The following is a 24,537-nucleotide window of genomic DNA, read 5'->3' on the forward strand; positions in this document are numbered from 1 at the left end:
GGCAACGTCCTACTCTCCCAGGACCCTTCGGTCCAAGTACCATCGGCGCTGGAGGGCTTAACGGTCGTGTTCGGGATGGGTACGCGTGGAACCCCTCCGCTATCGCCACCAAACGGGCATTTGCGGTACAAATGCATTATTCAGGTCTCAGCATCGCCAAATGCTGAAAACAAATTCATCATCATACAGTCACTAGTACCATATGGGTTAGAACTTGATTCCTGAAAACTGAATCCGAATTGAATTTGCGTTCGCCCTTCTTACGGGGCCCCCGGAAAGTACTAGGAATTAGCTTCGTAGCTTCTTCTTCACTTTTTGGGGTATTTTTAGGATAAGCCCTCGACCGATTAGTATTGGTCAGCTCCATGCATTACTGCACTTCCACCTCCAACCTATCTACCTCGTCGTCTTCAAGGGGTCTTACTAATTGGGAAATCTCATCTTGAGGGGGGCTTCACGCTTAGATGCTTTCAGCGCTTATCCCGTCCGTACGTAGCTACCCAGCCATGCTTCTGGCGAAACAACTGGTGCACCAGCGGTACGTCCATCCCGGTCCTCTCGTACTAAGGACAGCTCCTCTCAAATTTCCTGCGCCCACGACAGATAGGGACCGAACTGTCTCACGACGTTCTGAACCCAGCTCGCGTACCGCTTTAATGGGCGAACAGCCCAACCCTTGGGACCTACTTCAGCCCCAGGATGCGATGAGCCGACATCGAGGTGCCAAACCTCCCCGTCGATGTGGACTCTTGGGGGAGATAAGCCTGTTATCCCCAGGGTAGCTTTTATCCGTTGAGCGATGGCCCTTCCATGCGGTACCACCGGATCACTAAGTCCGACTTTCGTCCCTGCTCGACTTGTAGGTCTCGCAGTCAAGCTCCCTTATGCCTTTGCACTCTTCGAATGATTTCCAACCATTCTGAGGGAACCTTGGAACGCCTCCGTTACTCTTTAGGAGGCGACCGCCCCAGTCAAACTGCCCGCCTGACACGGTCCCCGTACCCGATTAGGGCACTAGGTTAGAACCTAGATACGATCAGGGTGGTATCCCAACGGCGCCTCCACCGAAGCTTGCGCTCCGATTTCTACGGCTCCCACCTATCCTGTACAGATCGTACCCAAATTCAATATCAAGCTGCAGTAAAGCTCCATGGGGTCTTTCCGTCTTGTCGCGGGTAACCTGCATCTTCACAGGTATTAAAATTTCACCGGATCTCTCGTTGAGACAGCGCCCAAGTCGTTACGCCATTCGTGCGGGTCAGAATTTACCTGACAAGGAATTTCGCTACCTTAGGACCGTTATAGTTACGGCCGCCGTTTACTGGGGCTTCGGTTCATAGCTTCGGGTTACCCCTAACCACTCCCCTTAACCTTCCAGCACCGGGCAGGCGTCAGCCCGTATACTTCGCCTTGCGGCTTCGCACAGACCTGTGTTTTTGCTAAACAGTCGCTTGGGCCTTTTCACTGCGGCCCCCTCGTGCTATTCACACTACCGGGGCACCCCTTCTCCCGAAGTTACGGGGTCATTTTGCCGAGTTCCTTAACGAGAGTTCTTCCGCGCGCCTTAGAATTCTCTTCTCGCCTACCTGTGTCGGTTTGCGGTACGGGCACCTTCTCCTGGCTAGAGGCTTTTCTTGGCAGTGTGAGATCATGACCTTCGCTACTACAATTTTCGCTCCCCATCACAGCCCAGCCTTAATGATGTGCGGATTTGCCTACACATCAGCCTCACTGCTTAGACGGACATATCCATCAGTCCGCGTCACTACCCTCCTGCGTCACCCCATCGCTCGTAGCGGATTACGGTGGTACAGTAATTTCAAACTGTTGTCCTTCGACTACGCCTTTCGGCCTCGCCTTAGGTCCCGACTTACCCTGAGCGGACGAGCCTTCCTCAGGAAACCTTGGGCTTTCGGCGGATCAGATTCTCACTGATCTTTTCGTTACTCATACCGGCATTCTCACTTGTATGCTGTCCAGCGCTCCTTACGGTACACCTTCAACCCACATACAACGCTCCCCTACCCCAGATACATTCGTATCTAGCCATAGCTTCGGTGGTGTGTTTAGCCCCGTTACATTTTCGGCGCAGAGTCACTCGACCAGTGAGCTATTACGCACTCTTTCAATGGTGGCTGCTTCTAAGCCAACATCCTGGTTGTCTGTGCAACTCCACATCCTTTCCCACTTAACACACACTTGGGGACCTTAGCTGATGGTCTGGGCTGTTTCCCTTTTGACAATGGATCTTAGCACTCACTGTCTGACTCCCGGCAATAAGTATATGGCATTCGGAGTTTGACTGAGCTTGGTAATCCTTGCGGACCCCGCACCCAATCAGTGCTCTACCTCCACTACTCTTATACCGAGGCTAGCCCTAAAGCTATTTCGGGGAGAACCAGCTATCTCCGAGTTCGATTGGAATTTCTCCGCTACCCCCACCTCATCCCCGCACTTTTCAACGTGCGTGGGTTCGGGCCTCCAGTGCGTGTTACCGCACCTTCACCCTGGACAGGGGTAGATCACACGGTTTCGGGTCTACGTCCACATACTCAATCGCCCTATTCAGACTCGCTTTCGCTGCGGCTCCGTCTTCTCGACTTAACCTTGCATGTTAAACGTAACTCGCCGGTTCATTCTACAAAAGGCACGCCATCACCCATGAATAGGGCTCTGACTTTTTGTAAGCACACGGTTTCAGGTTCTATTTCACTCCCCTTCCGGGGTGCTTTTCACCTTTCCCTCACGGTACTGTTTCACTATCGGTCGCCAGGTAGTATTTAGCCTTAGCAGATGGTCCTGCTGGATTCATACGGGGTTTCACGTGCCCCGCACTACTCGGGATCCGTCTCGGAGAGAACACAGTTTAGGCTACAGGGCTTTTACCTCTATCGCGGGCCTTTCCAGACCTCTTCACCTACCATATTCCTTTGTAACTCCATGTGAGACGTCCCACAACCCCTAAGAGCAAGCTCTTAGGTTTAGGCTGTTCCGCGTTCGCTCGCCGCTACTGACGGAATCACTATTGTTTTCTCTTCCTCAGGGTACTTAGATGTTTCAGTTCCCCTGGTCTGCCTCTACATACCCTATGTATTCAGGTATGAGTAACTGCGAATTACCACAGCTGGGTTTCCCCATTCGGACACCCCCGGATCAAAGCTTGCTTACAGCTCCCCGAGGCAGTTTCGTTGTTCGCCACGTCCTTCGTCGGCTCCTGGCGCCTAGGCATCCTCCGTGTGCTCTTATTAGCTTAACCTTGATTTTTCCTAAGAAAAATCTCACTAATAACATTCACTTGTTTACACAAGTTGCTAAAAGATGTTCTAAAACGCAAATTCGTTTCGGTATCCAGTTTTCAAGGATCAAGTCTTACTGAGAGCTTAAACTCTCAAAACTGAGCAACGAGTGAGTAACAGGCCTAAACCTGAGATTGTGGAAGTTTAACTTCCGATTTGAATGTCTTCATTGCAGAAGACGATTCTCCATAGAAAGGAGGTGATCCAGCCGCACCTTCCGATACGGCTACCTTGTTACGACTTCACCCCAATCATCTACCCCACCTTCGGCGGCTGGCTCCCTTGCGGGTTACCCCACCGACTTCGGGTGTTGTAAACTCTCGTGGTGTGACGGGCGGTGTGTACAAGACCCGGGAACGTATTCACCGCGGCATGCTGATCCGCGATTACTAGCAATTCCGACTTCATGCAGGCGAGTTGCAGCCTGCAATCCGAACTGAGACCGGCTTTGATGGGATTGGCTCCACCTCGCGGCTTCGCTTCCCGTTGTACCGGCCATTGTAGTACGTGTGTAGCCCAGGTCATAAGGGGCATGATGATTTGACGTCATCCCCACCTTCCTCCGGTTTGTCACCGGCAGTCACTCTAGAGTGCCCAACATTACTTGCTGGCAACTAAAGTTAAGGGTTGCGCTCGTTGCGGGACTTAACCCAACATCTCACGACACGAGCTGACGACAACCATGCACCACCTGTCTCCTCTGTCCCGAAGGCCGCTGCTATCTCTAGCAGATTCAGAGGGATGTCAAGACCTGGTAAGGTTCTTCGCGTTGCTTCGAATTAAACCACATACTCCACTGCTTGTGCGGGTCCCCGTCAATTCCTTTGAGTTTCAGTCTTGCGACCGTACTCCCCAGGCGGAGTGCTTACTGTGTTAACTTCGGCACCAAGGGTATCGAAACCCCTAACACCTAGCACTCATCGTTTACGGCGTGGACTACCAGGGTATCTAATCCTGTTTGCTCCCCACGCTTTCGCGCCTCAGCGTCAGTTACAGCCCAGAAAGTCGCCTTCGCCACTGGTGTTCCTCCACATATCTACGCATTTCACCGCTACACGTGGAATTCCACTTTCCTCTTCTGTACTCAAGTCACCCAGTTTCCAGTGCGACCTTAGGTTGAGCCCAAGGTTTAAACACCAGACTTAAATGACCGCCTGCGCGCGCTTTACGCCCAATAATTCCGGACAACGCTTGCCCCCTACGTATTACCGCGGCTGCTGGCACGTAGTTAGCCGGGGCTTTCTTCTCAGGTACCGTCACTCCGATAGCAGTTACTCTACCGGACGTTCTTCCCTGGCAACAGAGCTTTACGATCCGAAAACCTTCATCACTCACGCGGCGTTGCTCCGTCAGACTTTCGTCCATTGCGGAAGATTCCCTACTGCTGCCTCCCGTAGGAGTCTGGGCCGTGTCTCAGTCCCAGTGTGGCCGTTCACCCTCTCAGGTCGGCTACGCATCGTCGCCTTGGTGGGCCGTTACCCCACCAACTAGCTAATGCGCCGCAGGCCCATCCCTCAGTGACAGATTGCTCCGTCTTTCATTCTTTCTTCAGGAGAAAAAAGAAATTATCCGGTATTAGCTACCGTTTCCGGTAGTTATCCCAGTCTAAGGGGCAGGTTGCCTACGTGTTACTCACCCGTCCGCCGCTAAGTTATTTTGAAAGCAAGCTTTCAAAATAACTCCGCTCGACTTGCATGTATTAGGCACGCCGCCAGCGTTCGTCCTGAGCCAGGATCAAACTCTCCAATTAGTATTGAAAAGAGCGATATGCTCATTTTGAAACATCTGACGAGAAAATTAATTCTCACGATGAAATTTCAAAAGCGTAAAATACGCTGTGAAACTCATCAGTTTTGGATTTCACTTTCGTGATTTCCTACTCACTCGTTGTTCAGTTTTCAAAGATCAAGTTCTCGTTGGCGCCGTTTAATGTCTCAGCAGCAACTCTTATAATATATCATGCTTTCCGATGAATTGCAACACTTTTTTTTTCAAAGTCTTGTGTAATCTCATCTGGATTAACATTCACCAATCGAAAGTTTATATCTCCTCTTTGCGACTGGATTTATAATATAACATATAACCCAATCTAAAAACAACCCCTAAATTTTAAAAATTCAAAAAAATACTTTCGCCTCATTCTTACATCTGCTTCATTTCTTCTCATAAAAAACGTGCAAACTCTGATAATCAGAATCTGCACGTTAAAGAGAGATTGGCTTTTAGTTTAAAACTGTATTAATTAGAAATCCACGGATTTCTGCGTTTCTTAGAACTCTCTGTACGACCACCTGCACTTGAACGCTGAGATTTCACAACCGTTTTGGTCTTCTTGCTGCTATTTTGACTTGAGGTCTTTGCTTTTGCTGCCGTTTCCTTCGTTGCATTCCCCTTACTCTTGAGCGAACTACCAGAGCTAGATTCCTCACTCACTGTTCTAGCAACTTCGGGAGTGTCCTGTACAAACGTTTCAGGATCTTGGATTTCCGGAACCCGATTATGCTGCGAATAATTACCTATACCAGGATACTGCGGATTAGACGGAATACTCGACATTATCGGCCCGCCAAAAGCTCCAAGAGGAGAATCTGGGACTATTCCCTGATTAGGTGTTCCTGCTCCATAAGCAGAGAATGCATTTGGGTTTCCATATGCAGGATAGGTATTATATGCGGGCATTTCATATGAATAGGGTTGAACATGCATTCCCCCGCACCCACAAGTAGTTGGCCAAGGAAGGTTCGATGACATCCCATACATCGGGTTCATCCCCGAAGCATTAGCCTCCATATTGTTAGGTGCAGCATTTGGATTCCATTGTTCCGGACTCATATTAGGCCAAGCATTTGGATTCCATTGCTCCGGACTCATATTAGGCCAAGCATTTGGATTCCATTGCTCCGGACTCATATTAGGCCAAGCATTTGGATTCCATTGCTCCGGACTCACATTAGACCAAGCATTCGGATTCCATTGTTCCGGACTTACATTAGACGCAGCATTCGGATTCCATTGTTCCGGACTCACGTTAGGAGCAGCATTCGGATTCCATTGTTCCGGACTCACGTTAGGAGCAGCATTCGGATTCCATTGTTCCGGACTCACGTTAGGCGCAGCGTTCGGATTCCATTGTTCTGGACTCATATTAGGTGAATACATGTTTTCTGAAAAGTAGTATGGAGACATGCACTCTGGTCCAAATGCCGCTGGCTGAACATAACTTGGTGCCCAGTTCATGTTCATATTAGGGTTATTCTGATAAGAATCATAGAGATAAGGATTTCCACCTAGGCCTGGGTATCCCATACTGTCACAAGAATTTGCCTTTTCCTCTTTGGCAGCCACTGGCTTCATCTCAGCTTTTGACGCCTCATGATGTGCTACGGGCTCTTGATTTGGTACTGTAATCTGAACAAACAAGCTCTGCATTTCAATTTCTTGCACAGGAGCAACTTCCATTTGCATATTTGGCGCAGGGTTCGGTGCATTAATTGGAGCTATATTTACCGATGGATGTGGTGCTGAATTGGATTCAGGTGCGATTTTTGGCGATGGTTTAGGTGCAGGTTTAGTTTCTGCTTTTGCCTCAGGTTTAGCTTCTGGTTTAACCTCTGGTTTAGTTTCCGGTTTTGGTGCAGGAACCACCTCAGCAACTGGCTGTTCTTTTGGACCCGTATATTCCTTCCCGCCAACTTGTGTTTTCTCAGAAGCATTAGAAGGCATGTAGCCTGGCTGTACGGGCGAAGCGTTTGATGTCTTTTTAGGAATGTTAACTACTTCCCCTAACATCAATACATTCGGATTCTTTAGCTGAGGGTTTGCTTCAACCATATCCTTTAAGGGGATTCCCCACGCCTTAGATAATTTCCATAAGGTATCTCCTTGTTTAACTGTATGCTTGTAGTAAACTTCACTGTTATCCGGTACGGATACAGGAGCCGTAGGTATTTTTACTTTTTCACCAAGTGCCAGCACATTCGGATTACTGATCTGTGGATTAGCTTCAATAATTTTTTGTAACGGCACTCCGTACTTTTGCGATAATGCATACAGACTATCGCCTTGTTTGACAATGTGTATTTTCACGTAGCATTAACCTCCTAAAAGTTTTGTGGAGTATTGCTTTCTTACAGCTACACAGCAAAACTGGCTTTGAAAGCAAACACCCTTTGGATGGAACATTGCTCTCTTACAAAGTTATATGCGGTACAGCCGCCTCCTTCGTTACTACATCTTATGCAGCCCATGGGCGAATGACATCCCTGAAATAAAAAAAATCCTTTCATGTATCATGAAAAGATCTACCGTAGACTTCCGGACATCTTCTTCATGTATCATGAAAGGATTATTAATGCCTATTTAACACTTTTTACACGACAAGCATGTAAAAGAGCATATTGTACGAGTAACTGTTATTCCCAAACCTTGTAGCCATCTTTGTCAACAACATTGCGGAATTCTTCAAGAAGCTTCAACGTTATTGGACCTGCATGTCCTTCTCCGATGATGCGTCCGTCAATTTCACGCGCTGCAATAACCTCTGCTGCCGTTCCAGTGAAGAATACCTCGTCGGCGATGTAAACATCATGCATGCTGAATGGTTCTTCTTTCAGTTTAATACCCAATTTCTCGCATAGCTCGATGATAGCCTGACGTGTGATTCCTTCGAGCGCACCCAGATAGCAAGGTGGAGTGGTGACCACGCCATTTTTGATGATGAAAATATTATCGCCAGATCCTTCAGTAACATATCCTTGAGCGTTCATCATAATCGCTTCATCGGCTTCTGCCAGATTGGACTGAATTTTCACTAGGATATTATTGAGATAGTTAAGCGATTTAATCTTCGGATTCAGTGCATCCGGAATATTACGGCGTTGGGATACAGAAACAGCACGAAGCCCATTAATGTACGCTTGCTCTGGGTAAATAGCTAATTGTTCAACGATAATGATTACGCTGGCTTTAGGGCAACGGCGTGGATCAAGACCCAAGTTACCAGGACCACGGGATACGATCAATCGAATATAGCCGTTACGCATGTCGTTAAGGCGAATCGTTTCAGCCATAGCTTCCAACATCTCGTCATAAGTGAGCGGAATATCCAGCATGATCGACTTCGCCGAATCATAAAGTCTGTCCAAATGCTCTTTACATTTAAAAATATTACCGTTGTAGATACGAATACCTTCAAATATGCCGTCTCCATACAAAAAACCGTGATCAAAAACGGATACCTTTGCATTTTCCTTAGTTACGTGTTGTCCATCCAGATAGATCCATTGTTCAGCCATGAATTTACTGCACCTCCGCTTTCTCTTCCTCATAGGTGTATGTGGGATACGAGCCCAGAATCCGTACCTGGCAGCCTAAAGCATTAATCTCTTCAATAGCCCCTGGCAGCAGGACCGATTCTATCGGTTCCAGCACATCAATATAAAAATAATAAGTACCCAGCTTTTTTTTCGTTGGTCGTGATTCAATACGCGATAAATTCAGCTTTCGCCAAGAAAAGGCAGCGAGAACCTGATGCAAAGCACCTGGAAAATCCTCAGGCAGCGTTACTAGGACACTCGTCTTTACACCATTGCTGCTCCGTGGAAGATCTACCTTCTGCGGACCGACAAGGACAAATCTTGTGTAGTTGTTGTTGTGATCTGTAACTTTCCGATCAACAATCTCCAGTCCATGAGTAGCTGCACCAAGCGCAGTACCAATCGCAGCCCAACCCTTTCCAGGATTGTTCTTAACGATTTCAACAGCTTCAGAGGTACTTCCGACCGACTCCAGTTCAGCCCAAGGTGCATGCTTCCGAACAAATTGCATACACTGTGCCATTGCAACAGGATGCGAAAGGATTTTTTTCACTTTAGTGAAATCCTTATTGCCGTTCGTATCTCTGAATTCCAGCGGGTGACCGATGAGATTCTGTATCGATGGAAAGATCCATTCCGCCTGCATAGGTAGATCAACTTCATTAATAAGCCAATCAATATGGAGACTAACCGAACCTTCGATAGTATTCTCAATCGGGATAACGCTGTAATCAGTGGCTCCACCATCCGTAGAGAGAAAGACATCGGAAATTAACTTGTGATGCACAATTTTTACAGGCTCACCGTTAAACAAATGCAGCAGCGCTTCGTGAGATACTGAGCCCTGCGGCAATACCGCTATTGATTTCATGACCGTACTTCTCCTTTTATCATATCCAAAAATGATACGTTTTGCATCTCGTTTCTTTTAAGCAGCTCTGATGTAACACCTGAAGTACAAGGCATCAGCCAGCAAGTCTTAGCAGAGATGCCGTGTTCTTGCATCGTATTCTTCAGGAAAGCCTCAAGCTCACTCTTACGAGTCTCACGGCGATCAACTAAACACAGTAGCGTAGGGCCGGCACCGCTAAGTGCGATCCCTAAAGCACCATGTTTAGGTGCTTCTGCGAGCAGCTTCTCCATGCCTGGAATAAGCGCTGCCCGATAAGGTTGATGCAAACGATCCTGCATCGCTCTACTGATCAGGTCAAGCCGACCTGATGCAAACGAGGCCGTCATTAAAGAGGTTCTACTGATGTTGTACACAGCATCACTAACTGAGATTTCTGTTGGAAGCACTCCCCGTGCTTTTGTGGTTTCCAGCTCGAATTCAGGAATAACCACGAGAACCTCAAGGTCTTGTGGTGGTTCAAGGCGAACATAATCAGCATGAGCACCATCCCACACTGCGGTAATAATGCCACCAAATAAGGAAGCCCCTACATTGTCGGGATGCTTCTCAAGCTGGGTCGCCATATCAAACAGCTTGGCCTCATCCAGCGGTGAACCGATCATCGTATTAGCTGCGACCATGCCCCCAATGATAGCGGAGGCACTGCTGCCAAGTCCACGCGTAAGCGGAATCTCTGAGTACATCGAGATAGATAATTCAGGCACCGTAACGCCTGCCTCTGCAAATACCATTTGAGCGACCTTATAGAGTAAATTACTCTTATCCCGAGCCACTCCCTTCATCTCATCACCATATAGATGAAAAACAGTCTCCTCTGCTTCCTCCATCTCAATCCAGGCATACAGCGGCAAAGCCATGCCGAGAGTATCGAAGCCCGGACCAAGATTGGCTGTACTAGCAGGTACTTTAACCCTTGCTACTCCATAAGTACTCATAACAGGTGCAATCTCCTTACTCATTGTTTGAATATATAAAGTCTAACTCTAGCTACAGTGCTAACCTTCCACACGATAATGACTCTTGATTCGGTGGATGACTTTCAGTTCCTTAAAGTGACGCAGCACTTTATTCATACTTGCTTTGCTGGCGTTATGGGTAACAATAATAATCTCCGCATCAGGATTATTTGCATTGGCTTGCTGAACTACCGAATCAAGACTCACGTCATACTCGGCAAACACCTGAGTAATCTTAGCCAATACGCCTGCTTTATCATCAACGTGTAAAAGTAGAAAGTTCTTATAAAAGATATCTTCATCACTCTTAAGCTTCTTCTGCTTATAAGGCACTTTTTGCTTCAATCCATTGACGCCCAGCTTGAGGTTCTTAATAATAGCTACCAAATCAGCTACCACCGAAGTTGCTGTTGGCATTGCACCCGCACCCGCACCATAAAACATTGTCTCTCCTACTGCTTCACCATACACATAAACCGCATTGAAGACGCCATTTACAGAAGCTAGTGGATGACTTGCCCGAATCAAGGTCGGTTGAACACTGATACTGAATTCCTCATCCTGACGTTCTGCGATACCTAGCAGCTTGATTTCGTATCCGAGACGCTTTGCAAAAGCAATATCAGCTTTACTCACTTCTGAAATCCCGCTCACACTGACGTCGTGTAGCTCCACGTTAGTACGGAAGCCTAGGGTTCCGAGAATCGCCATTTTGCGGGCAGCATCCAGACCTTCTACATCGGAAGTTGGATCGGCCTCAGCATATCCTAAATCCTGCGCTTCTTTTAACACATCATTATAGGACGCGCCTTCTTGACTCATTTTGGTTAGTATGTAATTAGTTGTTCCGTTCACAATACCTATAATCTTCATGATTTTGTCTGAAGAAAAGCCTTCGATAAGCGTCCGAATAATCGGGATGCCCCCAGCAACACTAGCCTCATAGAAGACATCACATTGCTTCTCTTGCGCTTTAGCCAAAATCTCCGAGCCGTGCAGCGCCATCAAATCCTTGTTCGCAGTCACAACATGCTTCCCGCGTTCCAAAGCTTCAAGAATATATTCCTTTGTTCCGTCGATACCACCCATCACTTCAACAATTACATCAATCTCAGGATCACGAATAACATCCCATGGATCAGTTGTTATTTTGGCAGGATCGACCTCAATATCACGTGGTTTATTGGAATTATTCACCGCTATGCGCTCAATGAGTATTGGAGAGCCTACTTGACTGCTCAAATCCTCCTGATTTCCTTCCACGATACGAACTACACCTGTACCAACTGTTCCCAGGCCCAGCAATCCTACTTTAACCGGCTTCATCTGTATCCTCCTAAAAGTTTTACGTATATAATTTCTCTATCCCTGTCCAACGATTATGGCGCGCTTCACTCCCGGAATATTCTTCAGACTATCAAGCATCTCTCCGAGCTCCTCATTCAAATGTGAGATTTCCACGGAAATCACCACATTCGCACGTCCTTGTAACGGAATACTCTGGTGAATGGTCAGCACGTTAGCCCCATGCCCCGCCACAGATCCTAGAACCTTGGAGAGCATCCCAGATTCATGTTCCAAATCCATGGAGATCGTAACAATTCGCTCACGTTCGAGCTGATGGATCAGGTGAATGCCATCCTTGTATTTATAAAAAGCACTTCGGCTTAATCCTACCTGCTCTACACCTTCATGTACGGTCTTCGCATCCCCGGCCTCAAGCAATTGTTTAACCTGCATAGTCTTAAGTACAGCATCAGGTAATATGTCCTCACGGACCAAATAATAGCGTTCTTTCACGAACGTCCTCACCTCAAAGACTTTTGTGTTTTCTTAGTGGACATTATATCGGAAAAGACTTATAAAATGCAATAACTTTATATGCATACTCTGAAGTCGGAGACTCAGGTGCAGCAAAACCCCCGGAGTTCCCGGAGGCAGTTGGCAATCGTATGTACACTAACTGTATGGAATCGTCGTCCCGCAATAGTCACAGATCTTGTCCTGACCAGGAAGTACTCTACTCTTAGCACCGCAACTCGGACAAACGATGGATTTCGGCAGTTGGACAGGTGGCTTAGGCCTATTCTCCGGTAATGACTGCCGCCCAGATGACGGCTGGTTCTCTGATGCCGTGGAGGGCTGTGCCCGGTCAGGATGCACAAGATTGGGCGGTTGTTTATCTAAGAGCTTAACACGTCCTTCATAATAGACAAGATCAGAAGCAAGTAACCCCCATCTCACCAAATACCGTAGGTCTCTACGTACATCATCTTCACTTTGTTTCGTGATATCAGCTAAATTACCAATATGTCTAACATCATCCACTATGATCAGCATGAGATACTTCTTGCACAGAAAATCAAAGTTTTCTGTTGCGAAGGAAGCCCTCCCTGCAAAGCTGTCCGCCGGAATTATAAAGATCAAGTAGAGGACCACCAGAATGATCAATAAAGTGAACCACTTAAAATCCCCTTTGTAGGTCCCCACGGCGAAGAGGACGGCAAGTTCCATAAAAGCTCCCATACATACATGATAGAGCAATTTGTAGTTAAATGATTTCCGCTCATTCTTATAATGAGTGCTTATAAAACGAAGCATCGCAAGTACAAACCCAAGCGGAGCAAACAAATAGGCAATCGCCATGATGATTCGATCAAACACTGTCCGGTCTCGCTTGTTACGGTAGCGAAGGTTATTCTCAGGCGCACGCACCAGTGCTTGTGCCCGTTTGGAATAAATAAGCTTCGGCGGCAATTTTACAAATGGATTGTCTACACGTCCTTCATAATAAACAATATCTGGAGAAAGTACTCCCTGATCTTTTAAATATTCCAAAACCTCGCGGACGTTCTCTTCACTGAATCCGCGAATATCGGATAGGCTGCCGATATGCCTTATGCCGTCCACAAGAACCAATGCGATATAGTCATTGCAAAGATAGGTGAATCCCTCTCTCCATCCTACGGCCCTAACCGACAATTTGATGGCAGGAATCCTAAACAATGCGTAGATAATCACAAGCCTGATCAAGAGTGCGACATAATCGATTTGACCGAGTAGCTTACTAATAATGAAATAGATCGCCAATTCTACAAAGGCACCCATACACGCATGATAAAACAGGTTAATATTGCTTGCTTTGCGCTGTCTCTTGGAATGTGTAGATAATAACCGAATGGCAGCCAATATAAAGCCAACCGGAGCAAATATATACGCAAACACAATAGTCGTATAATCAAACGCCGTCCGCTCATATTCATGCTTATACACGGGTTTTCCCGATGTCGGCGGCTGTCTGCGTATATCCAATCCACTCATTTTGTCTTTAATCCCCTTATTTATGTAATCCTATATGCGATGCAGCTAATCTGTTGGTTGACGGCATTAACTGTACGATATCATTGTTCCACAATAATCACAGCTCTTTGACTGACTAGGCTGAACCGTGTTCTGTGCTCCGCAGCCCGGACAACGAATGGACTTAGGCATTTGCGGCGAGGACTGAGGTTGAGTATGAACCTGCTGTCCCGAGGCTTGGGCTCCGAAGCCTGATGGCCTTCCAGGATGAACAAGATTAGGTGCAGTCATGGATGGATCTGGCGTCTGGCGCCCCTCCGAAAGGACAATATCAATATCCAGTAATCCTTTATTCTTTAGATACTGGACATCTCTCCGTACATCACTTTCGCTTATACCTATCCGTTCTGCTATACTGCCGACATATCGGATATTTTTATTTTGAATCAGCTCTATATAAGAAGTGTTAAGTTTAGAAAGTGTATATTTAGCTTTTGCTGTCACACTCGCAAGAATAAAAGCCGGAATCAAAAATATGACTGCAAGGAAAATCTGGATCGTTAATAATTCGGAAGTTCCAGTGTTTCCACTCATGGTATCCACAAACATCGCAATAGAGAGCTCAACAAATCCTCCGATAAATACATGCATGAGCAGATTTAGATTGGTGGGTCTCCGGTAATTTTTATAATGGGTCAGCATCAACCGTAACAATGCAAGGATGAGTCCAATGGGCATGAATAGATAAGCTGCCGCTAGAATGACATAATCAAACCCAGTCCGATCTAATTTAATCAGAGGAACCGCTGCACTCCCCGCTGGGTTCGGTGACGGCTCTTGTATGTTCGATCTGTTCATGTAGTTATTTTCCTCCTATTTAAGTGCCGCTAATTCCCGATTTCGCCGCTCTAGAGTAGCTTTAATACTGTCGGCCATTTCGTTGATTTCAGCTTGCCAGTTCTCATGTGGCTCTTTTGTCATGAGCAGTAGCTTCACATGATCATGCAACAAGGAGATCTGCTGATGCATGATATCCTCAGTAGCATATAAAGATGGATCTGATACAGGATCACTGAACTTGAATTGATCTCGTAACTTATTGAGCACTTTTACAAGCTGTTCAGTTTCAGGATCCTTCCAGCTGCTTGCCAGCGCTCTGATCTCGTTTATTTCACTCTGATGCTGCCGAAATGCTTGTAAGGATCTCCGCATTTGCTGTTCTTCTGTTCCGGCATTCCATCCATAGATCCCGATCACAGCCAGTGTGATTCCACCAATCAAAAGAATCAGCAGTTGGACGGCAGCATACCACAAAGGAGACATCTCCAGCAGCCAATCAAAAACAATAGCTGATACGAATACGACAGCCGCATAGATTCCCGTGATGAATGCACCACTGAGAAGAACGGGTGAGGTCCGCTGCACACTACCTGCACTACGGAGCCAAAAAATACAATAGCCATACACCACACTCTCCGCCAGCAGAACAGCAACTAGCGAAGTCACGAATCGAAACAGGGATTCAGAGAAGCCTAATCCTATAAAGGAGAACACCGTTAGTATTATAGCAGCAACATAAATAATAGTGATGATACGAATATAGCTTTTACCCTTGTTCATTACGTCCTCCTTCAGCCTGCCTTAGTTCCACACTCTGCACAGAATTTCTGTCCAGGCTTCAGCTCATGCCCACAGCCTCCGCATTTAATAACTAAGCTGTCTCCACAATGAGGACAGAATTTCACCCCTGGCGATACCATTTCTCCACATTTGCCACAGGCCTTAGGCATTTCTTTTCCACAAGAGACACAGGAAGACGCACCCTCAGGATTATCCGCTCCACAGGCTGGACAAGCTCGATAAGGATTACCACAGCCAGGACAGAACTTGGCTCCAGGTTTCAGTTCATGTCCACACTCCAAACAATTGATCTTATTTCCGGACGGCGTACTTTGCTGAATGCTCTCCAGAGCATGCCCACAGCCGCTGCAGAACCTTCCCTCTACAGGATTCATAACCCCACACTTCGAACAGGAGCGTTCTTGACGTACAACTGTTGTCCCTGAATCAAAACTCATCCCTCGGGTCATACGGTTTACCATATCCATAGCCGGGCCAGCGAATCCCATCCCAAGCCCAAGTCCCATCCCAGTGTTCATCATACCTACACCAAGATTGCCAGGATTGCCGGCTGCTTTTTCCATCGTGTTAAAGCCCCGCTCTTGCTGGTAATTGAAACCGATAATATCCATTTCTGCTTTTTTAGCTAAAGCTTCCTTTAATCGAATCGTTGCCGGATCATCATCAGGAATATTAATCGAATCAATATAGAAGTTATTCAGCTCAAGACCATTATCCAGAAAAGTCGATGCTAACCGCCCCTGGATATGCTTTGAAATCTCTGCAACATAAGCATTAATCTCCAGAATACTGATTTGCTTATGTACAAGGTAGGATGAGATCAGTTCATTAATATTCGACATAAGCAAGCCGCGGAAATAATTAACCAGTGTATCGTGATCAAACTGAGGAAGCGTTCCAACGAGCTGCAATAAAAATTTACGTGGATTATCGACCTTTACACCAAACTGTCCGAAGGAACGAACAGAAATCATAATTTTATATTTAGGATCTTGGAGTTGTAAAGGTGCGCTTGTTCCCCATTTAACATTCATCGAGTTAGTCTTGTTCACATACCATACTTCTGCTGTAAATGGTGACTTCCCGCCGAAAGGGAGATTAACGATATTAGATAAAATTGGTATATTGGCGGTGCTTAGGGTATGTCTTCCTGCCGAAAAGGAATCAAGCGCCTGTCCTCCTTTAAACAGGATCGCTTCCTGAGATTCATTAACGATTAGCTGAGTCCATGTTCCTAGCTCTTGGTTAGGATATTTCCATGCGAAAATCCCTGGAGGACCGTCGTACTTCACCACTTCTATAATTGCCATCTGCTATTCCTTCTTTCATCATCTATGATATACGAATAACGTATGTGTTCCCGGTTGGGAATAAGTGTATTTCGATATTTATTGTATACGATATATATCGTGTTTTGGGTTCTTTTCTTGAAAAAAAAATGCTCTGTACGGAAATAAAAAAAACGCCACTTGTGTCTTCCTTTACAGGAGAACACAAGTCGCGCTTTGTAATCAGCTAAATATTAATAGTAACTACTACTCTCTACGAACTCGAATTCGAACTCACCAATACGGACAATAGTCCCCTCTACAGCTCCACGTTTACGAAGCTCTGCATCTACACCCATATGCCGCAAAGTCCGGGCGAGCTTTAGAATCGCATCATGTGTGCTAAGCTGCATACGTTTCAACATTTTCTCGATACGAGGGCTGTTGACCACATATGTTTCATTATCACGTGTAATCGTGAATGAGTTATCATCTTCCGCTTCTAGCTTATAAACCTTACGTTCAGTTGTACCTGATACGTCTTCAACTACCGGTGCCACCGGAATACTATCAAGAATATCCGTTGCACGATATAACAGTTCCTGAACACCCTGACGGGTAAGCGAGGAGATTGGCATAATCTCAAGATCCGGACGCACCTCAGCTACGCGTTCTCGGAAAGCGATGAGATTCTCCTCTGACGCAGGCATATCCATTTTATTTGCAGCCACGATCTGAGGACGATCAATTAGAGCCGCATTATATTGCTTCAGCTCGTCATTAATGAGAACCCAATCCTCGAAGGGATCACGCCCCTCTGAACCAGACATATCCACTACGTGAATAATGATCCGTGTACGTTCAACGTGACGTAGGAATTCATGACCAAGCCCTATGCCTTCACTAGCTCCCTCAATTAATCCTGGCAGATCCGCCATTACAAAGCTTCGTCCATCTCCAACATCTACTACTCCTAAGTTCGGTGTAATCGTAGTGAAATGGTATGCACCAATCTTTGGTTGAGCTGCGGATACGACCGACAGTAGCGTAGATTTGCCTACACTCGGGAAGCCTACAAGTCCCACATCAGCCATAACCTTAAGTTCCATAACAATATACCGCTCTTGACCCTCTTCGCCGTTCTCTGCTAGCTCTGGAGCCTTATTAGCTGCTGTGGCAAAACGAGAATTCCCACGACCCCCACGACCCCCACGGGCAACAACAACTTGCTGACCATGACGAGTCAAATCGGCGATGATCTCTTGTGTATCATCGTCAATTAATATGGTTCCAGGTGGAATCCGCACGATCATATGATCAGCGTTCGCCCCATGCTGACTTCTGTTACGTCCTTTAATCCCTTTGTCCGCTTTAAAATGGCGCTGATAACGGAAATCCATCAGCGTACGCAAGCCCTCATCTACGCGGAAGATAACGTCGCCACCACGGCCACCGTCACCACCTGCTGGACCACCATCCGGTACATACTTTTCCCGACGAAACGCAACGATACCATCCCCGCCGTCTCCGCCCTTAACATAAATCTTAGCTTTATCTACGAACATTAATGTTCACCTTCCTCACATTTCAAGCGGCAACCGCAGTTCTACATAAGCCTTACTAGGCTTAAACTGCTCCGCTTTCATGATTTTTCCTTGTACTATATTATAAATTTGCCCTTTGAGCTGCTCGGGATTGCCATGCTCTCCCTCACCTTCGAAGGAGATAAGAATGTCTCCTCCATCCTGAATAAAGCCAAGACGCAGCTTGCGCGTTTCTCCCTGGGGAGCCAGTCCGTTATATTGATAAGCCCGTACGGTCTGCATAATCACTGAAGTCAGCTCATCTCCTGCTTCCCGGTTTAGCTTGTCCTCCAGCTGCAATCCTTCCTCCACTTGAACTTCCAGTTCCAGACTAGTCCGGTAAGTTCGGAAAGATTGGATAAAAAAGACCAATGAAGGAATGCCCAGCTTAGCGATACGACTATCAAGCGCTATGCGCTCCTTTATTCTTTCCACACACTCCACGGATTTATCAGGTTTTCCAAGCTGAATATATCCGTAAAGAATCTGCAAATCGTTCATCCAATCATGACGATGATGATTCAGTGTCCGAATCGCCGCCTGTTGCAGTGTGTTCTCTTGTATGCGCAGTTCCCGTTCCCAATGACGCTGATTCCAAATGAAACTAAAGGCAACTATTACCGCTACCCAAATTCCAAGTAACAGACACGTCAAAAGGGAGGTATGCCAATACACGAGTCCTAAAGGAAGCAATACGGATAACATGACTGCCCAGATTGCACTTTTCCAGGATTTCATTCTTTCTCCCCGTCCCTCAGTTCGCAAAATTCATGACTTTGTTTAGAATATTACCTCATCAATTACCATTTCCTAGTATAACACAGCAGTTCCCTGTAGTTCACCAGAGATAACCATGAGTATTTTACATATGTTTAAGGATGTTCATGCTTTCTTAAAACTCTGAAGGTATGTTTCTAAAGTGCTCAAAGAGGTTTCACAAACGATTCTGAATATTCTACAAAAAAGCCTCCGGCACTCATGCCGGAGGCTTCTACATGCAAATATGGTTCCGTAAGCTTACGCTTCCAGTGCCGCTGCTACCGGAGCGACATCAACTGGGTATACGCTCACTTTTTTGCGATCGCGGCCCCAACGTTCGAACTTCACTACGCCATCCACCAATGCGAACAACGTATCATCTTTACCGATGCCTACGTTAGTGCCTGGGTGAATTTTTGTTCCGCGTTGACGAACCAAGATGTTACCGCCGGTTACTGCTTGACCGTCAGCACGTTTCACGCCAAGACGTTTGGAATGGGAATCCCGTCCGTTTTTTGTGGAACCTACACCTTTTTTCGATGCGAACAATTGAAGATTCAATTTCAACATGTTGTCAACCTCCTTCTTTAAATATTTACTTGCTCTATTTGAAGATACTTTCCGTATGATTCTGCGATATCATTTAGCATCACGACCATGGATTCAAGCAACAATTGCACCTTCGCGGAAGTATCGAAATCATCAATGGAACTTAATGTTCCACTTAGGAATCCGTTCTTCATGGATGTATCCATGGAGATTCCGGTCAATGTCTCAATCGAATTGACGGTTCCAACCGTTACGGCCGAAACTCCGGCACATACGATATCTTCGCCACGCTTTGCATAACCCGCGTGCCCTTTTACCTCAAAGCCAACGATAGTCCCTAGATCCGAAGATCGTGTAATCCGTACGTTAATCATTCACGCACCTTCTTACGCTTGAATCTTCTCGATAGTTACTTTCGTGTACGGTTGACGATGGCCTTGTTTCTTGTGGTAGTTCTTCTTAGGTTTGTATTTGTAAACTACAACCTTAGCGCCTTTACCATGTTTCTCGACTTTAGCTGTTACAGACGCGCCGCTTACGAGCGGAGTTCCTGCAGTCAGACCACCTTCGTTAGAAACAGCCAATACACGGTCAAAAGTTACACTTGCGCCGTCTTCAGCTTCCAACTTCTCAATGAACAAAACATCGCCCTCTTGGACTTTGTATTGTTTACCGCCAGTTTCGATAATTGCATACATTTTACTTGCACCTCCTCATGTCTCAGACTCGCCTAGTCTAGGTGGCAGATTCCCGTGGGAACTGCACTTATGTACCCGATCGGAGCGGTTACAGCATGTGCAGGACCGAATGAATCAAACACATACTTGAAGATATTATCATACTTATCGCCTATCGTCAACTCATTCCATCCATTCTCCAACTTTCCCAGTCCCTCCGCAGCACTGACAAAGGATAGGTGCGAAGCTGGCTGAATCATGTCTTGCCTTCTTCCGGGTCATCTCGAGGAGTCCAAGTCTTGTCCAACCGAGAATATGTGTTTTGGTTCGATCCCTGCAGATCACCTTCTCCAGCCGTTCAGTAACCATTTTACGATGTATTTCTTCCTCCATGTCAATAAAATCGACAATAATGATTCCGCCCGTATCTCGCAAACGGATCAGACGACCAATTTCCTCAGCCGCAAGCATATTAGTATTCGTCACCGTCTCTTCAAGCGATGCTCCTCCAATGTATTGGGCAGTGTTAACGTCAATAACGGTGAGCGCCTCCGTTTCATCCCAGATCATTGTTGCTCCGCCCTCCAGTGTGATCTTGCGACTGAAGCTTTTGTGCAGCTGTTCCTGAATTCCATACGCTGTAAAAATGGACTCCGATCCATTATATAAACTTACAGGCTTGTACCCATCAGGTGCCATGTCATCCAGAAATGCCGTGGCTTCTTTAACTGCGGCAGGAGAATCTATAATCAACTGATCTCGCTGCGGATTAAATGCATCTCTAATGAAGCGCTGAACAATACTAAGATCACGATGCAACAGTGCCGGAGCTTCTGCAGTTTGCGCCCGACGTGTAATGTTATCCCATTGTGCACGTAAAAATGAAAGATCACCTTCCACCGCTTCATGCGGCTCGTCTTGAGAGACAGTCCGCATAATAAGCCCTTCTTCTTTCATGCGCAGACGTTCGCCGATTCCTTTGAGCCGGCTACGTTCTGCATCGCGACTTATTTTTTTGGATACCCCGACATAATCAGCAAAAGGCATATACACCATCCAGCGACCCGGCAATGTATAATGTGTGGTTACACGGGCCCCCTTACCGCCACTTGGCTCTTTTCTTACTTGTACAACAATATCCTGACCAGGCTGTAAAAGCGTCTCAATAGAAGGCTTCACATCCGGCTGTTTATCCAAATGAGGGTGCAATACATCATCAACATATAAAAAAGCATTCTTCTTCTGTCCGATGTCAACAAAAGCAGCCTGCATACCTGGAAGTACGTTAATCACACGGCCTTTGTAGTAACTTCCGACCAGCCCTTGCTGCTGATCGCGCTCAGCCGCGTACTCCACAAGCCTTCCGTTCTCCAGAAGAGCCATTCGGGTAATGTGCTGCGTGCAGTGAACGATCATCTGTTTCATGGCTTCACCTCTGGTTTCGTTCATTCATTGATTACTTGCTCATTCTCTGCATAAATACACTACATTCCGAAGTAAGTAGATATTAAGCGCTGTTCCGGCACAACAGCAACAACATTTCCTTTGCCGTTTAATACATAGATAAAATGATATTGATTACGTTTAAATAGACGCAATATAGCATCTAAAGGTTTCGCCGATAAGGCAACAATTGGACGAGCCACACTACCTGTCCGCAAATGATACTCGTAGACAGCCTCCCTATTCATTAAAAATGCAACGAATCGGTACGGTAAATTTCGATGATCCGTAAGATTTGAATACAGCAGAAAGGCACCGATCATGACCATATTCAGCCTGAGTCCTCCACCCGCTCCAAGGGGCAGTAGCGCATAAACAATCACAAGAACACTTGCAGCAACACTAATTCGTCCGCTCCACAGCAAAGTATAGTAATAAGGAAGGAATAGACTCACTGTCGCTTGAAGTACTTTGCCTCCGTCAAGTGGGAGAACAGGCACTAGATTAAAGAGTGCAATAATTGCATTGGCATTTATGAAATAGGTTAAAAATTCCTGATTGCCGTAACCTGCCTGCTGAAGCCCAAGAGCCATAACAATCATGATTCCATTTTGCAGCGGACCGGCAAGTGCAATGCCAATCTCACGACTAGCTGTAAGCCGCCCATGATCTTCAATAACCGCAACGCCACCAAACGGAAGAAGCTGAACCGACTTGACGGTAACACCAACCAGAAGGGCAGCCACCACATGTCCTAATTCATGTATGAGGACGATCGTAAATAAAGTCAGCAGCTCCAGAAATTGTCCTGTGAGTACAGAGAACAACATGATGATTACGAACAATGGATGTAGTGACAAATCGATCCCTAAGATCCTAATCAAACGATACCACTTCTGTAGGATCAATATAAGTCTTGTCTTTCATCACGGCAAAAAACAGCGTTGGTGCTGAGGAGCCCTCTTTCTCCAGCATCCAGCCAAGTGAATCTCCGCTTTGAATCCAGTCATCTATCTCCAGTTTGGTGCCACTTAAATGTCCGTATTCTGCTGTAATTCCTCCAGAATGCTGGACCGCAATTCGAATTCCTCCGTCCAATTCTTTGGATATGGAAAGAACGCGTCCCATGTCTATACTCTTCACCGTCACATTTAAGGTTGAATCGAGTTGAGGCATAATTTCAACACCTTTTAACGTGGATGCAAAAGGCTCCACAATGCTCCCGGCTACCGGAGCGCTAAGCTCATGATGAGCCGCTGCCTTTTGAGCAGGTTCATCTTTATCCCCAAATATCGGTATGAACGCTGGTGCACCGTTAAAATTCTCCTCATACCAGACCCGCACTGCTGTGAAATCCATGTCATTGCTCAAGGCATCACTCACAAAAGCTTGAACTTTATAGGACCATGGCTGGTGAATTGTAAATACTCCCCACACCGCTCCAAACACTAGCACGCTGGCTACGACCCTTCGAATAAAGCCGGAAAAAAAATTAGAACCCCCTCCACCAGGTTCCTCCCAGCCCCCACGTCTCTCTTTCCACATCACCTCTGGATCAGGCTCTATAGAGGATTGCTCATCATTCCCCTTAAATCCCGCTCCCCATTCTCTGAAGCTCGTACTCTTTTCGGGCATAACGAATAACGGAGCTGCCTCCGCTGTTTCTATATCTGGGATTTCTTCCAACAAACTGCGAATACGCTCCTTGCGGCGATTCTTGATATCTGATTTCAGATCCATATTTATCCCTCCGGACGGGCTTGTTTTACTTCCATTTTATGAAGCACGGAAGTCTCTTTAGAACAAGCCCGCCCAAGGCGGAGCACTTAAATCCCTGAAACGGTCAAATATTCTTATTTTCCCCAAAATAAATCCCACCCCTTAGATTTCTCAAGTGGTGGGACCGTTAATGCTTCTATAGTAAGATTGCTTGGCAAGCAAAAACGCATTCGGCGTCCTTATAAGGACGGTAAGCGTTTTAGCGAGAAATATAAGACATAAAGTATTGTGTGAAACTTATCTTTCTTATATTTTGCAAAATTAAGCCATACCGAAAAACTTCTTAAATTTCTTAAATGCGCCCGGTTTCCGATCAAGCTGCATCAATGGTACAGCATCGCCTAAAATTCGACGTGCAATATTGCGATAGGCAATAGCTGCTGACGAATCAGGATTCATAACTGTAGGCTCTCCACTATTTGCGGCTTTAATGACCAGTTCATCATCCGGAACAATTCCGATAAGGTCAATATTCAGCACCTGTAAAATATCCTCAATATCAAGCATATCCCCAGACTTTACAAGACCTGGACGAATACGATTTACCACCAATTTTGGGGATTCCACATGCGACTGTTCAAGCAGTCCGATAATCCGATCCGCATCCCGCACAGCAGCATGCTCTGGTGTGGTAACTACGATCGCTTTATCCGCACCGGCAATCGCATTACGGAAGCCATGCTCAATCCCTGCTGGACAATCAATCAGAATATATTCATATTCCTTCTTCAGTTCGAGAATGATATCTTTTACTTGTTCAGGAGTGACAGACGTTTTATCCTTTGTTTGTGCTGCGGGCAGCATATACAGCTCATCAAAGCGTTTGTCTTTAACGAGTGCTTGATTTAAACGACAACGTCCCTCCGCTACATCCACAAGATCATAAATAATGCGATTCTCAAGCCCCATAACTACATCCAGATTACGCAGTCCAATGTCGGTATCGACGAGACATACTTTTTTACCCTGCAGTGCAAGTGCGGTTCCAATATTGGCTGTTGTGGTTGTTTTGCCAACTCCGCCTTTGCCCGAGGTTACGACTATCGCTTCTCCCATGG

Annotated in this window: 20 protein-coding genes, 3 rRNA genes and 1 other annotated feature; all 23 genes read right to left on the minus strand. The window is 46.3% G+C overall.

Features of this window, described 5'->3' with window-relative positions; all coding sequences use genetic code 11:
* Positions 1-113 (minus strand): 5S ribosomal RNA (gene rrf / locus ACDZ28_RS01175).
* Between the two features lie 214 nt (positions 114-327).
* Positions 328-3,256 (minus strand): 23S ribosomal RNA (locus ACDZ28_RS01180).
* 232 nt (positions 3,257-3,488) lie between these two features.
* Positions 3,489-5,046: ribosomal RNA gene (locus ACDZ28_RS01185) — 16S ribosomal RNA — on the minus strand.
* The 16S, 23S and 5S rRNA genes sit together here, the layout of an rRNA operon.
* Positions 5,047-5,534: 488 nt before the next feature.
* Positions 5,535-7,382, minus strand: coding sequence for a LysM peptidoglycan-binding domain-containing protein (locus tag ACDZ28_RS01190; RefSeq protein ID WP_375103833.1), 1,848 nt, complete (start codon positions 7,380-7,382; stop codon positions 5,535-5,537).
* 326 nt (positions 7,383-7,708) lie between these two features.
* A complete protein-coding gene (gene ilvE / locus ACDZ28_RS01195; protein ID WP_042130546.1) occupies positions 7,709-8,590 on the minus strand; it encodes a branched-chain-amino-acid transaminase in 882 nt (293 codons plus the stop codon).
* A 4-nt stretch (positions 8,591-8,594) separates the two neighbouring features.
* Entirely contained in the window at positions 8,595-9,482 is an 888-nt protein-coding gene (pheA, locus tag ACDZ28_RS01200) for a prephenate dehydratase (protein ID WP_042130547.1), read from the minus strand.
* On the minus strand, positions 9,479-10,459 hold the full coding sequence (gene thrB / locus ACDZ28_RS01205; RefSeq protein ID WP_076120414.1) for a homoserine kinase: 981 nt from the start codon (positions 10,457-10,459) through the stop codon (positions 9,479-9,481). Before thrB ends, pheA begins: the two co-directional genes overlap by 4 nt.
* 60 nt (positions 10,460-10,519) lie before the next feature.
* Complete coding sequence (locus ACDZ28_RS01210; RefSeq protein ID WP_375103834.1) at positions 10,520-11,806, minus strand: homoserine dehydrogenase; 1,287 nt, start codon at positions 11,804-11,806, stop codon at positions 10,520-10,522.
* A gap of 36 nt (positions 11,807-11,842) precedes the next feature.
* The gene (locus tag ACDZ28_RS01215; protein ID WP_076120416.1) at positions 11,843-12,280 is read right to left on the minus strand and encodes an ACT domain-containing protein; all 438 of its coding nucleotides are present in this window, start codon (positions 12,278-12,280) and stop codon (positions 11,843-11,845) included.
* Positions 12,281-12,439: 159 nt separating this feature from the next.
* Entirely contained in the window at positions 12,440-13,801 is a 1,362-nt protein-coding gene (locus tag ACDZ28_RS01220) for a hypothetical protein (RefSeq protein WP_375103835.1), read from the minus strand.
* A gap of 66 nt (positions 13,802-13,867) precedes the next feature.
* A complete protein-coding gene (locus tag ACDZ28_RS01225; RefSeq protein ID WP_375103836.1) occupies positions 13,868-14,638 on the minus strand; it encodes a DeoR family transcriptional regulator in 771 nt (256 codons plus the stop codon).
* Between the two features lie 15 nt (positions 14,639-14,653).
* Positions 14,654-15,400 (minus strand): hypothetical protein, encoded by a 747-nt coding sequence (locus ACDZ28_RS01230; protein WP_375103837.1) that lies wholly within the window; start codon positions 15,398-15,400, stop codon positions 14,654-14,656.
* An 11-nt stretch (positions 15,401-15,411) separates the two neighbouring features.
* Positions 15,412-16,731, minus strand: coding sequence for an SPFH domain-containing protein (locus tag ACDZ28_RS01235; protein WP_375103838.1), 1,320 nt, complete (start codon positions 16,729-16,731; stop codon positions 15,412-15,414).
* A 212-nt stretch (positions 16,732-16,943) separates the two neighbouring features.
* Complete coding sequence (obgE, locus tag ACDZ28_RS01240; RefSeq protein WP_042130561.1) at positions 16,944-18,254, minus strand: GTPase ObgE; 1,311 nt, start codon at positions 18,252-18,254, stop codon at positions 16,944-16,946.
* Between the two features lie 15 nt (positions 18,255-18,269).
* Complete coding sequence (locus tag ACDZ28_RS01245; protein WP_076120422.1) at positions 18,270-19,010, minus strand: Spo0B domain-containing protein; 741 nt, start codon at positions 19,008-19,010, stop codon at positions 18,270-18,272.
* A 279-nt stretch (positions 19,011-19,289) separates the two neighbouring features.
* A complete protein-coding gene (gene rpmA, locus ACDZ28_RS01250; protein WP_042130564.1) occupies positions 19,290-19,601 on the minus strand; it encodes a 50S ribosomal protein L27 in 312 nt (103 codons plus the stop codon).
* A 17-nt stretch (positions 19,602-19,618) separates the two neighbouring features.
* On the minus strand, positions 19,619-19,954 hold the full coding sequence (locus ACDZ28_RS01255) for a ribosomal-processing cysteine protease Prp (protein WP_042130565.1): 336 nt from the start codon (positions 19,952-19,954) through the stop codon (positions 19,619-19,621).
* A 12-nt stretch (positions 19,955-19,966) separates the two neighbouring features.
* On the minus strand, positions 19,967-20,278 hold the full coding sequence (gene rplU / locus ACDZ28_RS01260) for a 50S ribosomal protein L21 (RefSeq protein WP_042130566.1): 312 nt from the start codon (positions 20,276-20,278) through the stop codon (positions 19,967-19,969).
* Between the two features lie 14 nt (positions 20,279-20,292).
* Positions 20,293-20,378: a sequence feature (ribosomal protein L21 leader region), on the minus strand.
* Positions 20,311-20,460: a hypothetical protein gene (locus ACDZ28_RS01265; RefSeq protein WP_156114857.1), complete on the minus strand. Its 150-nt coding sequence runs from the start codon at positions 20,458-20,460 to the stop codon at positions 20,311-20,313. Its footprint overlaps the feature before it by 68 nt.
* Positions 20,441-21,682: an Rne/Rng family ribonuclease gene (locus tag ACDZ28_RS01270; protein WP_042130568.1), complete on the minus strand. Its 1,242-nt coding sequence runs from the start codon at positions 21,680-21,682 to the stop codon at positions 20,441-20,443. Before ACDZ28_RS01270 ends, ACDZ28_RS01265 begins: the two co-directional genes overlap by 20 nt.
* Before the next feature lie 59 nt (positions 21,683-21,741).
* The gene (locus ACDZ28_RS01275) at positions 21,742-22,584 is read right to left on the minus strand and encodes a M50 family metallopeptidase (RefSeq protein ID WP_042130570.1); all 843 of its coding nucleotides are present in this window, start codon (positions 22,582-22,584) and stop codon (positions 21,742-21,744) included.
* A complete protein-coding gene (locus ACDZ28_RS01280; RefSeq protein WP_042130571.1) occupies positions 22,577-23,440 on the minus strand; it encodes a M23 family metallopeptidase in 864 nt (287 codons plus the stop codon). The genes ACDZ28_RS01275 and ACDZ28_RS01280 overlap by 8 nt, the downstream gene beginning before the upstream one ends.
* 300 nt (positions 23,441-23,740) lie before the next feature.
* A complete protein-coding gene (minD, locus tag ACDZ28_RS01285; RefSeq protein WP_042130573.1) occupies positions 23,741-24,535 on the minus strand; it encodes a septum site-determining protein MinD in 795 nt (264 codons plus the stop codon).
* Between the last annotated feature and the right edge of the window lie 2 nt (positions 24,536-24,537).

It is taken from the genome of Paenibacillus sp. RS8 (assembly GCF_041956825.1).
GTDB lineage: Bacteria > Bacillota > Bacilli > Paenibacillales > Paenibacillaceae > Paenibacillus_AQ.